The 14385-nt window shown below is 46.2% G+C and carries 15 protein-coding genes and 1 tRNA gene; 15 read left to right on the top strand and 1 reads right to left on the bottom strand.

All coding sequences use genetic code 11. The features are described from left to right. The 15 genes from HUU58_12305 (at position 1) to HUU58_12235 (ending at position 12740) form a co-directional block, all read left to right on the top strand. Positions 1-2274, top strand: a complete 2274-nt coding sequence (locus HUU58_12305; GenBank protein ID NUN46452.1) for a PBP1A family penicillin-binding protein — start codon at positions 1-3, stop codon at positions 2272-2274. Positions 2275-2279: 5 nt separating this feature from the next. Beyond that, entirely contained in the window at positions 2280-3179 is a 900-nt protein-coding gene (gene ispE, locus HUU58_12300; GenBank protein NUN46451.1) for a 4-(cytidine 5'-diphospho)-2-C-methyl-D-erythritol kinase, read from the top strand. Between the two features lie 27 nt (positions 3180-3206). Next, positions 3207-3278 (top strand) — tRNA-Gln (locus HUU58_12295). A 70-nt stretch (positions 3279-3348) separates the two neighbouring features. Then, on the top strand, positions 3349-4278 hold the full coding sequence (locus HUU58_12290; protein NUN46450.1) for a ribose-phosphate pyrophosphokinase: 930 nt from the start codon (positions 3349-3351) through the stop codon (positions 4276-4278). A 67-nt stretch (positions 4279-4345) separates the two neighbouring features. Next, positions 4346-4996, top strand: a complete 651-nt coding sequence (locus HUU58_12285; GenBank protein ID NUN46449.1) for a 50S ribosomal protein L25 — start codon at positions 4346-4348, stop codon at positions 4994-4996. A 77-nt stretch (positions 4997-5073) separates the two neighbouring features. Further along, a complete protein-coding gene (locus tag HUU58_12280; GenBank protein NUN46448.1) occupies positions 5074-5649 on the top strand; it encodes an aminoacyl-tRNA hydrolase in 576 nt (191 codons plus the stop codon). Positions 5650-5723: 74 nt separating this feature from the next. Next, positions 5724-7808, top strand: coding sequence for a sodium-translocating pyrophosphatase (locus HUU58_12275; protein ID NUN46447.1), 2085 nt, complete (start codon positions 5724-5726; stop codon positions 7806-7808). Positions 7809-7946: 138 nt separating this feature from the next. Next, on the top strand, positions 7947-8342 hold the full coding sequence (gene rpsF / locus HUU58_12270; protein ID NUN46446.1) for a 30S ribosomal protein S6: 396 nt from the start codon (positions 7947-7949) through the stop codon (positions 8340-8342). Between the two features lie 33 nt (positions 8343-8375). Then, the gene (locus HUU58_12265; protein ID NUN46445.1) at positions 8376-8642 is read left to right on the top strand and encodes a 30S ribosomal protein S18; all 267 of its coding nucleotides are present in this window, start codon (positions 8376-8378) and stop codon (positions 8640-8642) included. 36 nt (positions 8643-8678) lie between these two features. Continuing rightward, complete coding sequence (locus HUU58_12260) at positions 8679-9122, top strand: 50S ribosomal protein L9 (protein NUN46444.1); 444 nt, start codon at positions 8679-8681, stop codon at positions 9120-9122. A 119-nt stretch (positions 9123-9241) separates the two neighbouring features. Further along, positions 9242-9793, top strand: a complete 552-nt coding sequence (locus tag HUU58_12255) for a TlpA family protein disulfide reductase (GenBank protein ID NUN46443.1) — start codon at positions 9242-9244, stop codon at positions 9791-9793. A gap of 60 nt (positions 9794-9853) precedes the next feature. Then, on the top strand, positions 9854-10636 hold the full coding sequence (locus tag HUU58_12250) for an enoyl-CoA hydratase/isomerase family protein (protein NUN46442.1): 783 nt from the start codon (positions 9854-9856) through the stop codon (positions 10634-10636). Positions 10637-10643: 7 nt separating this feature from the next. Next, the gene (locus HUU58_12245) at positions 10644-11360 is read left to right on the top strand and encodes a hypothetical protein (protein NUN46441.1); all 717 of its coding nucleotides are present in this window, start codon (positions 10644-10646) and stop codon (positions 11358-11360) included. 14 nt (positions 11361-11374) lie between these two features. Continuing rightward, positions 11375-12025 (top strand): adenylate kinase, encoded by a 651-nt coding sequence (locus HUU58_12240; protein NUN46440.1) that lies wholly within the window; start codon positions 11375-11377, stop codon positions 12023-12025. A 67-nt stretch (positions 12026-12092) separates the two neighbouring features. Beyond that, on the top strand, positions 12093-12740 hold the full coding sequence (locus tag HUU58_12235; protein ID NUN46439.1) for a hypothetical protein: 648 nt from the start codon (positions 12093-12095) through the stop codon (positions 12738-12740). Here the strand turns inward: HUU58_12235 and HUU58_12230 are convergent. Beyond that, the gene (locus HUU58_12230; GenBank protein NUN46438.1) at positions 12737-14344 is read right to left on the bottom strand and encodes a peptide chain release factor 3; all 1608 of its coding nucleotides are present in this window, start codon (positions 14342-14344) and stop codon (positions 12737-12739) included. The genes HUU58_12235 and HUU58_12230 overlap by 4 nt on opposite strands. Positions 14345-14385: the final 41 nt, after the last annotated feature.

The following is a 14385-nucleotide window of genomic DNA, read 5'->3' as shown; positions in this document are numbered from 1 at the left end:
ATGCAAAGAAAACGCAGAGAAGACGATGATATGCCGGAGTCATCCGATGACCACGCCAAAGAAATCCGAATCCCGGTCAAGCCGGGTCACGAGCCCAAGAAATCAGGCCCGAATAAAATCAATCACTCTTCCGCATGGATATTGGCTTTAAAGTTGTTTTCGGGGGTCATGTTTTTACTTTTGACGGCGGTGATCTTTTTTGCTTATTATTTTCGCGACGATCTGCCTTCTATCGAACAGCTCGAAGTGTACGAACCCAAACTTTCCACAAAAGTATATTCAGCGGACGGGAAAGTCATCAAGGAGTTTTTTCGGGAACGTCGTACGCGCATTCCGATTCAGGAAATCCCCCAATCCATTACCGAAGCTTTGCTTGCGACGGAAGATCATCGTTTTTACGATCATTGGGGTATGGATATTATTCGTTTCGTTAAGTCGGCGATGGTCAATACGTTGACACTGAGCTCCAGTGAAGGATTTAGCTCACTCACGCAACAACTCGCGCGAAATCTCTATCTGAGCAAAGAAAAAACGCTCTCCCGGAAATTCAAAGAAGTATTGACCGCCATTCAGATCGAAAAAACATATTCCAAAAACGAGATTATGGAAATGTACCTCACGCACATGTATTTCGGTCATGATGCGTATGGGATACATGCGGCCGCCAAGATTTTTTTTCACAAAGATGTACGGGAACTGACTTTAGCGGAATCTGCATACCTGGTCGGCCATTTGCAGGCCCCTTCATTTTATATGAATAATATCCAGGCGGCCAATGCACGCAAAAACACGGTACTTTATCGTATGAGAGAGGTTGGCTATATCACCGAGGGTGAATTTTCGGAGGCACGCCAGCAAATGATTCAGCCCTTTCCACGCCGTGACGAGGACGTGATCGGATATGCTCCATATTTTGCTGAAAATGTTCGTCGTGAATTAGAGTATTTGTCCGACAGTTTGCATTTTAATGTGTACGAAGACGGTCTCAATGTTTTTACGACATTGGATACGCGCGCGCAGGCTGCGGCTGAAAAAGCCTATGAGGAAAATGTAAAAGAACGGTTCGGACCTTTAGATAAATTTGGCGCGGAGTATCTGGCTGCTAATGCGCAACAGTATTTACCTAAATATATGCGTCGCGAAGGCGTTTCGCCTGAGCACATCGAACGATTGCTCGCCAGCCCCCGAGCGGTGGATTCTCTCAGTCGCTTCTACGGCACGGTGCAGTCCGGTTTTGTAGCCGTTGATCCTTCCAATGGGCATGTGTTGGCTTTGATCGGGGGGCGTGATTTTAAAAAATACAAACTCAATCACGTAACGCAGATTGCGCGTCAACCCGGTTCTACGTTCAAGCCTTTTTTATACACGGCAGCCATAGACAACGGATATTCGCCAAATTTTAAATTGCTCAATCAAGACGTGGTGATTATTACGGAAGACGGTAAACGATGGACACCTCAAAACTATGACGGAGGCCGGGGTGGCCCGACCACGCTGAGAGATGCTCTAGCAACTTCACTCAATCTTGTCGCCATACGGCTTATGCAAGAGGTTGTTCCTCCGGCCACAGTGATCACGTATGCGCAAAAAATGGGTATTCAGACGACGTTGCAGCCTGTCGATGCACTTGCTCTCGGTGTTTTTGATGTGGTACCGATGCAGATCGTATCAGCATATGGTGTTTTTGCCAACAAAGGCATCCGTGTTGATCCGGTTTTTATTACGCGCATCACAGATAAAGATGGTAATCTTTTGTATCAGCATATTCCCAAATATAAAGAAGTTTTGAGCGCGGAGACGGCCTACATCATGGCGGAAATGATGAAGTCCAGTATTGATAGTGAACGCGGGTCGGGGCGATTAGCACGGCGATTCGGGTTTAAGCGTCCGGCAGGAGTAAAGACCGGTACAACGCAAAAATGGTCCGACGGATGGTACATCGGGTATACTCCGCAAATTGTCGCCGGTGTTTGGGTGGGCTATGATACGTATGAACTCAATCTCAGTGCGCGTAATCCCGGCGAAGTGATAGCCGCGCCGATGTGGGGAAGATTTATGTTGGATGCGCACGAAACGATGGGGTTACCGGAAGCAGATTTTGAAATGCCGGCAGGGGTTGTTCGTTTGGAAATATGCGAGGATTCGGGTCAACTTGCGATCACTGCATGTCCTAAAAAATACAAAGAAGTTTTTAATGCCAAGTTTCAACCTACAGATCCCTGTGCGGTACACAAAACAACAGTAGGCAAAAAGAAAAAAGGGCGGGGATATTAAGATCAATGTCAGTTAACGAAGTTCAACTCAACGCCTATGCCAAAATCAATCTCGGTTTGCGTATTCATGAAAAACGAGACGATGGTTATCACAACATCGAAACCGTTTTTAAAATTATAAGCCTTCACGACCGCGTCGCGATTCGGTTGAATGATAGAGGTGGCGCACGTCTGACATGCGGGCTCGCCGGCGTGCCTACGGACGAATCCAATATTATGATGAAAGCTGTACGTAGCCTGGAAAAAAAATCCGGTCGGCCAATTCATACCGATATTCATTTGGAAAAACATATTCCCATGGGCGCCGGCCTTGGCGGAGGTAGCTCCGATGCGGCGGCTGTTTTAGTCGCGCTCTCACGCTTATTGGGTTTATCGCTGACAGATGAGGAATTAATGCATCTTGGTGCGTCTTTGGGTTCAGATGTTCCGTTTTTTGTTGGATTTTATCTTGGCCACGGCGCCACTGCAAAAGGACAAGGGCGCGGTGAGGTATTATCATATTTTCGCTGGCCGTTGACGGAACATGTGGTAGTTGTTTATCCGAACGTACATGTTTCGACCCCATGGGCGTATCAAAATTTTAGAACCGCAATGCCTTCTACGGTAGATACTGAAAATGAAAGATTTAACTTGACAAAAAGGATCGAATCGGCTATACTTTCCGCGCCTTTGGAAAAAGGCCTGTTTTTTGATAATGATTTTGAATATTTAGTGTTTCGCGAGTATCCGTGGATACGCACTGCTCAAGGCGTTTTGGTTGATTTAGGCGCAAAAGTGGCTCGTATGTCCGGAAGCGGCTCAACGTTGTACGGGCTTTTTGATACTGTGCCGGAGTTTGAAACGTTGCGCGAACGCTTAGGTGATGCGGCGATTTTTCGGTGCCGTTTCATTGATTCGGTAAAGTAGAAATTCTGGATTTTGTTCTTTTATAACTGGGGTGTAGCCAAGTGGTAAGGCAGATGGTTTTGGTCCATCCATTCCGAGGTTCGAGTCCTTGCACCCCAGCATGATACATAAGCCCGGAACTCTGGGCTTTTTGATTTTTAAGCAGTAGAAAAGGCGTGTTATGGTTGAGATGAAGTACGACATCATGCTGGTCTCCGGCCGTGCCAATCGTGTATTTGCAGAAGGTATCGCCAAACGACTCAATATCTACCTCGGCAAAGTCGAAATCGTCAACTTCAGTGACGGTGAGATTTTTGTAAAGTATGATGAAAACGTGCGCGGTAAAGATCTTTTTATTGTTCAGCCTACATTTCCCAATTCCGATAATTTGATGGAACTTCTGATCATGATTGATGCCGCCAAACGTTCGTCGGCGGCTCGTATCACAGCTGTCATTCCATATTTTGGTTACGCGCGTCAAGACCGTAAAGATCAACCTCGGGTGCCGATCACGGCGAAGCTCGTTGCCAATCTGCTTACAACGGCCGGTGTGGATCGTATTTTGACGATGGATTTGCATAGCGCACAAATTCAAGGTTTTTTTGATATTCCGATGGATCACTTGTATTCCTCGGCGGTATTGACGGAATACTGGCGCGGGATCTTGAAAAAAGATGCTGTCATTGTTTCACCGGATATGGGCGGCGTCAAACTGGCTCGCGCTTATGCCAAACGATTGGAATTGGATTTTTCCATCATAGATAAGCGTCGTCCGAAAGCCAATTCGGTTGAAATCATGAATATCATCGGCCACGTCGAAGGGCGTGATGTATTGCTTATCGATGATATGATTGACACCGCGGGGACATTGACTCAAGCGGCTTCGGCTCTCAAAGAACACGGCGCGCAAGATATATATGCCGCTTGTACGCATCCGATCCTTTCCGGTAACGCCATCGAAAAAATCATGCGTTCGCCCATCAAAAAGGTCGTTGCAACCGATACCATTCCGATGCGGGCAAGCTGCGAAAAAATTGAAATTCTCTCGGTAACACACGTGTTTGCCGAAGCGATTTCGCGAATTCATAAAGCGGAATCCATCAGCGTTTTGTTTAATTAAAAAATTCAGTTCGTACAACGGTTGTACGGATTATCTAATAATCACCTAAAAAACAGGGGATGATACCATGCAAGAAACCACTCTGACAGCGGAACGGCGTCCGGCCGGAAAGCACAGTGCGAAGCATGCCCGCAAGCAGGGAAAAGTACCCGGCGTTTTTTATGGCTACGGCCAAGAAAATGTCTCGATCCAGCTTGATGCGATGTCGCTCGCTAAATTTTTGATGACAGAACACACGCTCGCCACGATTACGATCGATGGCAAGGAACACCGCGTCATTGTTCGTGATTTTGACAAAGATCCCGTAACCGGTCGTTTAGTGCATGTGGACGTCATGGCGGTTCGTATGGATCGTCCGATTGACGTGTACGTACCGATCGTTTTCATCGGTTCGCCCATCGGTGTTCGTACCAAGGGCGGTATTTTCCAACACGATATGACGGAATTTCACATCAAATGTCTGCCCAATGATATCCCGGCTCACCTTGAAGTGAAAATTGACGATTTGGACCTCAACCATGCGGTTCACATTCGCGATCTGAATTATCCCAATATTACTATCCTCAACCCGGCTTCCGAATCCGTTTGTACGGTTGTTATTCCGAAAGCTCTTGAATCCGTTCTTGCAGAAGCACAAGCCGCTCCGACGGAACCTGAAGTTATCGCTAAAGGTAAAGAAGTTGCCGGCGAGGGTGAAAAAGCACCCGAGAAAAAGTAATTCGGAATTTCTGAAATCTGCATTGCGGGCATACTACGGCAAATTAACAAATTTGCCGTATGTGTGGCCGAAACATTATGAAGCTAATAGTAGGATTAGGAAATCCCGGTTCGCGTTACGAATCAACCCGACACAATGTCGGGTTTATGCTCATTGACAAGCTTGCTCGCAAACACTCGGTCCCAATGCGCGAAGGTAAAGGTGAGTATTTTATCGGCGAATGTATGATCGGTGACGAGCGTACGTTTCTGATGAAGCCGACGACGTATATGAACAACAGCGGTTTGGCTGTACGTCCTTTTATGGCATTCTTCAAAATACCTGTATCGGATGTGCTGATCGCCTGTGACGATGTTGTTTTGCCTTTGGGAACGATACGCATGCGTAAAGAAGGTAGTGATGGCGGTCAAAACGGTTTAAAATCGGTTATTTACCAATTGGCAACCGACCAGATTGCCCGACTACGGATCGGCGTAGATCATCCTTTACGCAGTAAAATGAGTCTTTCGGATTTTGTTTTATCACGATTTTTGGAAGATGAAATGGCGGTTCTTAACCTTGTGATGGATCGCGCAACCTTAGCGGCTGAGAGTTTCGTCCAACATGGCGTAACGCGGGCAATGAATCAATACAACGGCGGTTTACCGACGTAGTAAAATTTAGGCTGTTAATACGGATTTTCGTTTTAATAAAATTATCTGAGGAGAAAAACCCTGTGAACGATCAAATGTTGCTCTACATCGCATTGGCGAGCGGCTTTTTGGCTTTGGCCTTTGCTGCTTACAAAGCGATGTGGATATCCAAACAAGATGCGGGCAATGACCGCATGAAAGAAATTGCCGCCGCTATTGCCGAAGGTGCGATGGCCTTTTTGATGCGTGAATACAAAGTGCTTGTGATCTTCGTGATTGTTGCCGGGGCCTTACTGGCGATTTCCGGATCAATGGAAGAACACTCCAGTTGGCTTGTCGGTGTTTCCTTCGCTGTCGGGGCATTTTGTTCCGCATTAGCCGGATTTTTCGGTATGAAGGTGGCTACCAAAGCTAATGTTCGTACGACCAATGCAGCGCGTACCGGTCTTCAGAATGCGCTTCAAATCGCATTCAGCGGCGGATCGGTGATGGGTATGTGCGTTGTCGGTCTCGGTGTCATCGGTCTGACGGTATTGTACTTCGTATATTCAAACATGTTTACGGATACGGCTAAGGTTCTGAATGTCATTTCAGGTTATTCACTCGGTGCGTCTTCGATTGCTCTTTTTGCGCGTGTCGGCGGCGGTATCTATACCAAAGCTGCAGACGTAGGCGCTGACCTTGTCGGTAAAGTAGAAGCGGGTATTCCCGAAGATGATCCGCGTAATCCTGCCGTTATCGCTGACAATGTCGGTGATAATGTAGGCGACGTGGCCGGTATGGGCGCTGATCTTTTTGAGTCGTATGTCGGCTCTATCGTCGGTACGATGATTTTGGGTGCGGCGATGATCGTTGGCACCAATGCCGGTATGGTGCCGGTATTGTTACCGATTCTTTTAGCAGGCGTAGGTATTATTGCCTCCATCGTCGGTACATTTTTTGTTCGCACGAAAGAAGGTGGTGATCCCCAAGTAGCGTTGAATACGGGTACTTTTGTTGCAGCCGGCGCTATGGTCGTTGCTTCGTACTTTGCCATCCATAAACTTTGGCCATCGGTAGATTTATACGATACGATGGATACGGCCAAGTTAGTTACGGCTAACGATGTATTCTTGGCTACGGTATTCGGTTTGGTCGTCGGTGTTTTGGTCGGTATTGTAACCGAACTGTACACGGGCAGTGGGCGTTCGCATGTCAATCGTATCGTCGAACAATCAGTCACGGGTCCTGCGACTAACATCATCTCCGGTCTGGCTGTCGGTATGGAATCTACGGCTATTCCCGTTGTATTGATTGCGGTTGGTATTATCGGTTCCTATTATTTTGCTGGTTTGTATGGTATTGCTGTCGCCGCGCTTGGTATGCTTTCTACGTTAGGTATCCAGCTTGCTGTAGATGCGTACGGTCCTATCGCTGACAACTCAGGCGGTATCGCCGAAATGTCGCATCTTCCGGAAGAGGTTCGCGGTCGTACGGATAAATTAGATTCTGTCGGTAACACAACAGCTGCGATCGGTAAAGGTTTTGCCATTGCGTCAGCGGCTTTGACAGCGTTAGCTTTATTTACGGCCTATATGAGCCAAGTCGGCATGAAAACACTGGATGTGGCCAATCCGAAAATTATGGCCGGTTTATTTGTCGGCGGTATGCTCCCGTTCCTTTTCTCATCCATGGCGATGAGCGCGGTCGGCAAAGCTGCAATGGACATGGTCAAAGAAGTGCGTCGTCAATTCAAAGAAATCCCAGGTCTTCTCGAAGGTAAACCGGAAGCCAAACCGGATTATAAACGTTGTGTGGAAATTTCTACTCAGGCCGCGATCCGCGAGATGGTTGTGCCCGGTCTTATGGCTATTTTTGTACCGGTTGCGATCGCTTTTATTCCCGGTTTAGGTAAAGAAGCTTTGGGCGGTTTGCTCGCAGGTTGTACCGTGACCGGCGTATGTATGGCTATATTTATGGCTAACTCCGGCGGCGCTTGGGACAATGCTAAAAAATCGTTTGAAGGCGGCTACACGCTCAAAGACGGTACGGTTGTTAAAAAAGGCTCCGACGCGCACAAGGCGGCCGTCGTGGGTGATACCGTAGGCGATCCGTTCAAAGATACAGCCGGTCCTTCGCTTAACATCCTCATCAAACTGATGTCGGTTGTGGCGCTGGTGATTGCACCGTTGCTTAAGTAAGTGAATTTCGAAGGGATTCGTACTTCGTATGTATGAATCCCTTTTAATAGATTAGAATCATCATAATCCTGCGTCAGAATTGCTAACGTAAGTTGTGTTAACAAACGCTGACGCCGAACATAGTCCAAAGGAGACTCCATGTCCAAAAAAACCCGCAAAGGCTCGGCAGGACAATCACGGTTTTATGAAACCGTTGTTGTATTTGACGCGCAGACCGGTGACGATGTGATCAAAGGCATCGTTGACAAAATCAAAGAAGTGCTCACGAGTCACGGTGCCGTCAATGTTGCCGTAGACGAATGGGGCAAGCGCAAGCTGGCGTATGTGATCAACAAAAAAACATACGGCCACTATGTGTGCGTCGAGTTTGAAGCGCCGGGGTCGGCTCTCCAAGCGTTGAATGATTATTATCACATCACCGAACAGATCATGCGTCACATGACCATGTTGGTGGACAGCCGTTTACGTGCCGAACGTAAACGTGAAAAAACGGCGATGCCTAAAGAGGCCGTTGCCGATGAAGCCGCGATTTAATCATTTAACGAAAACGTAAGGAACGATACGACCATGGCAGAGAAAAAATTTGAAAAGAAACGCAGAGAACCGCGCGGCGGCATGAACAAACCCAAACATTGTCCGTTCTGCGAAGAAAAAGCGCTGTATGTTGATTACCGTGATACCAAACGAATTATGAAGTTCACTTCTGAACAAGGCAAAATTTTGGCGCGCCGCACTTCCGGCGTATGCGCTACACACCAGCGTCAGTTGGTCAGCGCAGTCAAATATGCACGTCACCTGGCGATGATTCCTTTCGTCAGTGATATGGCTCGTTAAAATCGGTAACAACGAAGAAACTCTGGAGATTTTTCTATGAAAGTGATATTAAAGCAAAACGTCGATACGCTCGGACAAGCCGGCGAAATCGTCGATGTAAAACCGGGTTATGCCCGTAATTTTCTTGTGCCCAAAGGTTTTGCTATGGTGGCGACCAAAGCCAACGAAGCGGCTTTTGAAAATGAAAAACGCATGATCGCAGCACGCCTCGCGCGCGAAAAAGCGTTGGCACAAGAAATGGTTCAAAAACTTGAAGCCATTTCCGTTACGATTCCCGTGGCTACGGGCGAAGAAGACAAGCTCTTCGGTTCTGTAACCTCTCAGGATATCGCCGAATATCTTGCGCAGCAAGGGCATGATATTGACAAGCGAAAGATTCTGTTGGACGAACCGATCAAAGCGCTCGGTTTGTACAATGTGGATGTTAAGCTGTTTACGGATGTGATCGGAAAAATTAAAGTTTGGGTTGTAAAAAAATAACACAACGCCAGGTACTTGTTTGTGAAAAGGTAACCTGTTCTACAGGTTACCTTTTCTGTTTTATTTGTTATTCGAACCGCTTACATTATTTAGATTTAACAGAATAACCGATAATGCGTGTGCGTAATTTTTTTTTGTTATTATGGATAGCCCCATTGACGTCATTGACGGCGCAAAGTGAAAACGCTTTGCAACCCGGCTCAATGGCGCCGAATTTTTTTCTGAAATATTTGGATCAAAGCGAGTTTTATTCCAAAGATTATTATGGCGAACCGCGCTCGCTGCCTAAGGCTAAGAAAGAACGAAATACAGTGATTCTTAGTTTCTTTGCGAGTTGGTGCGGACCATGCCGTAAAGAAATACCGGAACTCGAAAAGTTACAGTCCAAATACGCCGATGTACGTATATTTTTGATTAACGTCGCTGAGACGCAAGATAAAGTGCTGAGTTTTCTTGCAGAAAACCCTGTGACACTTCCGGTTCTGATGGATATTTACGGTAAGACAGCCGAAAAATTTGATGTCAAAGATAAAGGTTTATCCATGACTGTTCTGCCAACGCTGGTAATGATCCGTAAGGACGGTACCGTGCATTTTTACAAAAAAGGGTACACGGCAGGCGATGAAATAAAGATAGAAGAGCAAATTCTGACCCTACTTGCCCAACCTTGATTTTACAGTTTGAATTGTCCGCTCTGAATAATATATTCTGAACCAAAAAAGGAAGCGCCAATGTCAACATTTCAGTATCTGACGCTTGAGATTGCAGAGAAAATTGCTATTGTGGGATTGAATAATCCTCCGGGCAACAGCCTTAAGATGCCTTTGTTGCAAGAACTCGATCGTATGATGGATGAATTGCATGCCAATCCGGAGGTCAAGGTCATCGTTATTACCGGTGCGGGAAAAACGTTTGCAAGCGGTGCGGATATCGAAGAAATTTCAAAATTGACATCCCAGCAGCAAGCAAAAGAAATGTCGGCGTTCGGTCAAAAGGTGTTTTTAAAAATAGAAAACGGTCCAAAACCTGTGATCGCTGCGATTAACGGGTTTTGCCTCGGCGGTGGATTGGAATTAGCCATGAGTTGCCACATGCGTGTTGCTTCGGATCGTTCTTTTATGGGGTTGCCTGAAATCACACTGGGTATTATACCCGGATTCGGTGGTACGCAGCGCTTGCCCCGCATTGTTGGTTTAAGCAAAGCTTCACAAATGATTTTGTCCGGTGATCAAGTGCGCTCGGAAGAAGCGTTGGCTATCGGTTTGGTAAACATGGTTGTTTCTAAGGATACGCTGCTTGATGATGTCAAAAAACTGGCAGCCAAGATGACTAGTAAAAGCGCGGTAGCAATCAAACAAGCTTTGAAGTCAATGAAACAGGGCGCCAGTCTCGAAATGGCGGCTTCGATGGAAGTCGAGTCATCCTGTTTTGCAGAGTTATATAACTCAGCCGATATGAAAGAAGGGGTATCCGCATTTCTCGAAAAGCGCAAGCCCAATTTTCAGGATCGCTGATCGAATTATGGAAACAGCGATAATTGATTGGCGAACGCCGGCAATCAAACGACGTCTTATCGAAGATGATCCGCTTGATTGGCCAACGATCTTTGGTAATATGAATCCGATTGATCTGGAAATCGGTATTGGTAACGGAAGTTTCCTGGTTCCTTTTTGTGCGCAGAACAAATTGCGCAATATGGTCGGAATTGAAATAGACGGTTTTTATCTAAAAAAAGCCGATCGAAAGCTACATCAAACCGGTTTGACCAATGGCAGACTATTGATCGGGGATGCTAAGCTGTTCACCTGGCGCTTATTTGGCAAAGAGACCATAGCCGATGTATATATCAATTACCCGGATCCTTGGTTCAAAAAACGACGCCTCAAGCGCCGCGTGATTAATACGTTGATGCTTCAGATGTTGGCGACGCGCATGACCGGAGTGCTGACGATAGCGACGGATGATGCAGACTATAGAGATTGGGTGTTTGAAGCGATTGGTGATTCCGGTTGTTGGGAATCACTGATACCCGAAGGTTTTTCTTCACAGTTAGAAGGCTACATTCAAACAAAATACGAACGCAAATGGAAGGCGATGGGTAAACCCTGTTATTATATGCGTTACCGGAAAACAACCAATCCGGTTTTTTCGATGGATCATTATATTACTGAGCAGAATTTGCAGTTTCCACTGCGGAAATATGCCGAAGAACTACAATCTGATATTGTTGAATTATAGGAGGAATCATTCGCATGCGTTTATTGTTGCTGGGCGCCCCCGGTGTCGGTAAAGGCACGCAATCCAAATTATTGGTGGAGGAATTTAAAATTCCGCAAATTTCCACCGGTGATATGTTGCGCGAAGCCATTCGGAATAATACGCCGCTCGGTCTTAAAGCCAAATCCTACATGGATCAAGGCCAATTAGTACCTGATGAAATCATCATTGGCCTTGTCGAGGAACGCTTGCGCCTTGATGATGCGCATTACGGTTTCATTCTTGACGGATATCCTCGGACTATCCCGCAGGCAGAGGCGTTAGATGCCTTGTTATCGCGTATGAGCATCCAGATTGACGCGGTGATTGACATCAATGTGGATTCCGAAGAACTCGTGAACCGCCTTTCGCACCGTATTATCTGCCGTAGCTGCGGAGCCGTTTACAATAAAGTGACCAATCCGCCCAAAGTCGAAGGTGTATGCGATAAAGACGGTGGAGAAATATATCAGCGATCCGATGATAAAAAGGAAGCCATAGAGAACCGGCTCAAGGTTTATGAAAAAGAGACGGCTCCGCTTCGTGAATATTACCGTAAACGCGGCAAACTCCATGCTATAGACGGACAATTACCGATGGGTGTCGTGTATAAAAAAATACTCGCCATTTTAGAAGTTGAAAAATGAAATTTGATCCCAAAGTAATAAAGCCGCATCACGCGGCTTTTTTTATGTTTAAAGTGTTAGACAAACTATGATACATCGCGATTATATCATGCGCTTAGTTGATCTCTGCGCCAAAGCTTTGGCACGCGTTATGAATATGCCGCAACCGCAGGAACAACAACAAGCGCTGGAAGACATTCGTTCTACTTTAGCACAGGCTGTTTCCGTTTCACCGGATCTTCTGGATAGTATGACGGAAATGGATTTGATCACTTTGCTGAGGAAATCGGAGTGGACAGCCGAACTTTTTGATAGCGTCGGTGAACTGTTATTACAACAAGGGCGCATTCTGAAAAGTGAAAACAAAGAAATGGAAGCGGCGCGTGTTTTTCGCAAGGCTTGGCTGTGTTTTTATGAGGCCAGTCTCAACGTAGGTGATTTCCAATCACGATCTGAAAAAATGGATTTTTGTATAACCCATGATATACTGTACGCAGGAAATCCGGGGTATTATCAGACTGTATTGGAATGGTTAACTCGAGCCGGACGTTATGAAAAAGGCGAGGATTGGTTATTTGATATGGCGGAAGCCGGCATCGCCGCAGATTCGGATGCCGAAAAATTTTTTGGGTGGTTGAAACTTATGCCGGATGACGTACTCGAAAAATCGGGTATGCCGCGCGATGAGGTGATTTCATCGCAAGAAACGTATGACCGAAAATTTAAACGCGTTTAATCCAGTACGGTGGCATCTTTATAAGAAAATGATGATAACTGCACTTCCGGATTTTTTTCGATAAAATAATTACACGTCCACTCATCCGGAAAGAGAATAACCGTTTCGTGGGCCATATCTTCGGCGTATGCTGCACCGGTCGGAAGGTAGATTTTTGAAATATTTTCCCAATCGGCTTCGGGAGAAACCCATCTTACCACTTTCCAATTTGTACTTTCCAGTCGACATTCTGCTCCGTATTCACTTTCCAGGCGAAATTGTACGACTTCAAATTGTAACGGTCCGACGGCGGCCAAAATCGGTACTTTTTCGTAAGAATTTTTTAAATAAAAAGCTTGTACCACGCCTTCCTGTAATAGCTGTTCTAGCCCTTCTCGAAAACGTTTAAATTTTGATGGGTTGGGATTGTGTAAGAACGAAAAGCATTCCGGGGGGAATCGGGGTATTTCTTTGTACACGATTGTTTGATCTTCTGTTAGCGTATCTCCGATGCCAAATTCGGAGTGACCGACCAACCCTACAATATCACCGGCATACGCGTCATCTACGGTTTCCCGCTGTTGACCAAATAATTTATGCGAATTGGACAGGCGTACTTTTTTTCCGGTTCGTGTATGCGTAACCATCATATCGCGAGAAAACTTACCCGAACAAACGCGCATAAAGGCAATACGATCGCGATGTTTAGGATCCATATTGGCTTGTATTTTAAAAATAAAAGCGGAAAAGGCTTCCATTTGTGGTTCGATGATACGTTCGTCCACGATGCGCGGTGCGGGTTCGATGGAGTAGCGAAGAAATCCGTCCAATAGCAGTTGCACACCAAAATTATTCATTGCACTGCCAAAAAAAACGGGGGTGAGTTCACCTCGATGAACCGCTTTTACATCAAAGGAAGCACCGGCCGCATCCAGCATCTCCAACTCTTCGACTACAGTCGCGTAAGTATTGGGACTCATCATGTTTTTGACAAGCGGGTCGCTGACATCAAATACGGAAACCGGTGCACGATACGCGCCGCCGGTTGTGCGTTCAAAAAGATGTACTTCTTTGGCTTGACGATCTAAAACGCCGCGAAAATCCACGCCGGTTCCCAATGGCCAATTCATCGGATACACGTGGATTTGCAAAATACTTTCGATTTCATCGATCAGTGCTAAAGGCTCAAGTGTAGGGCGATCCAATTTATTGATAAACGTGAAAATCGGTACGCGCCGCCGCCGGCACACTTCAAAAAGTTTACGCGTTTGTGCTTCAATACCTTTGGCTGCGTCAATCACCATAACCACGGCATCCACGGCTGTTAATACACGATAAGTATCCTCGGAAAAATCTTGATGGCCGGGCGTATCAAGTAAGTTGATCTTGAAACCTGTATATTCAAATTGTAAAACGGTAGAGGATATCGAAATACCGCGTTGCTTTTCGAGTTCCATCCAATCAGAACGAGACGTGCGTTGATTTTTACGCGCCGTAACCGATCCGGCCAGTTGTACAGCGCCGCCATATAACAAAAATTTCTCTGTCAGGGTTGTCTTACCGGCGTCCGGGTGAGAAATAATGGCGAACGTGCGTCTTTTTTTTATTTCGTTGATTATGCTCATGGTTTTCCTTCAATTCGGCGCGCATATTAGACAAAAAAGCA

It is taken from the genome of bacterium (assembly GCA_013360215.1).
Taxonomy (GTDB): Bacteria; CLD3; CLD3; order SB21; family SB21; genus JABWCP01.
The sequence above is the reverse complement of the archived record's forward strand: the minus strand, read 5'-3'. Positions and strand labels throughout refer to the sequence as shown.

Excerpts from the sequence above, each read along its gene's own strand:
- HUU58_12305 (NUN46452.1), top strand. The coding sequence starts at position 1 with ATGCAAAGAAAACGCAGAGAAGACGATGATATGCCGGAGTCATCCGAT.
- ispE (NUN46451.1), top strand. The coding sequence starts at position 2,280 with ATGTCAGTTAACGAAGTTCAACTCAACGCCTATGCCAAAATCAATCTC.
- HUU58_12290 (NUN46450.1), top strand. The coding sequence starts at position 3,349 with ATGAAGTACGACATCATGCTGGTCTCCGGCCGTGCCAATCGTGTATTT.
- HUU58_12285 (NUN46449.1), top strand. The coding sequence starts at position 4,346 with ATGCAAGAAACCACTCTGACAGCGGAACGGCGTCCGGCCGGAAAGCAC.
- HUU58_12280 (NUN46448.1), top strand. The coding sequence starts at position 5,074 with ATGAAGCTAATAGTAGGATTAGGAAATCCCGGTTCGCGTTACGAATCA.
- HUU58_12275 (NUN46447.1), top strand. The coding sequence starts at position 5,724 with ATGTTGCTCTACATCGCATTGGCGAGCGGCTTTTTGGCTTTGGCCTTT.
- rpsF (NUN46446.1), top strand. The coding sequence starts at position 7,947 with ATGTCCAAAAAAACCCGCAAAGGCTCGGCAGGACAATCACGGTTTTAT.
- HUU58_12265 (NUN46445.1), top strand. The coding sequence starts at position 8,376 with ATGGCAGAGAAAAAATTTGAAAAGAAACGCAGAGAACCGCGCGGCGGC.
- HUU58_12260 (NUN46444.1), top strand. The coding sequence starts at position 8,679 with ATGAAAGTGATATTAAAGCAAAACGTCGATACGCTCGGACAAGCCGGC.
- HUU58_12250 (NUN46442.1), top strand. The coding sequence starts at position 9,854 with ATGTCAACATTTCAGTATCTGACGCTTGAGATTGCAGAGAAAATTGCT.
- HUU58_12245 (NUN46441.1), top strand. The coding sequence starts at position 10,644 with ATGGAAACAGCGATAATTGATTGGCGAACGCCGGCAATCAAACGACGT.
- HUU58_12240 (NUN46440.1), top strand. The coding sequence starts at position 11,375 with ATGCGTTTATTGTTGCTGGGCGCCCCCGGTGTCGGTAAAGGCACGCAA.
- HUU58_12235 (NUN46439.1), top strand. The coding sequence starts at position 12,093 with ATGATACATCGCGATTATATCATGCGCTTAGTTGATCTCTGCGCCAAA.
- HUU58_12230 (NUN46438.1), bottom strand. The coding sequence starts at position 14,344 with ATGAGCATAATCAACGAAATAAAAAAAAGACGCACGTTCGCCATTATT.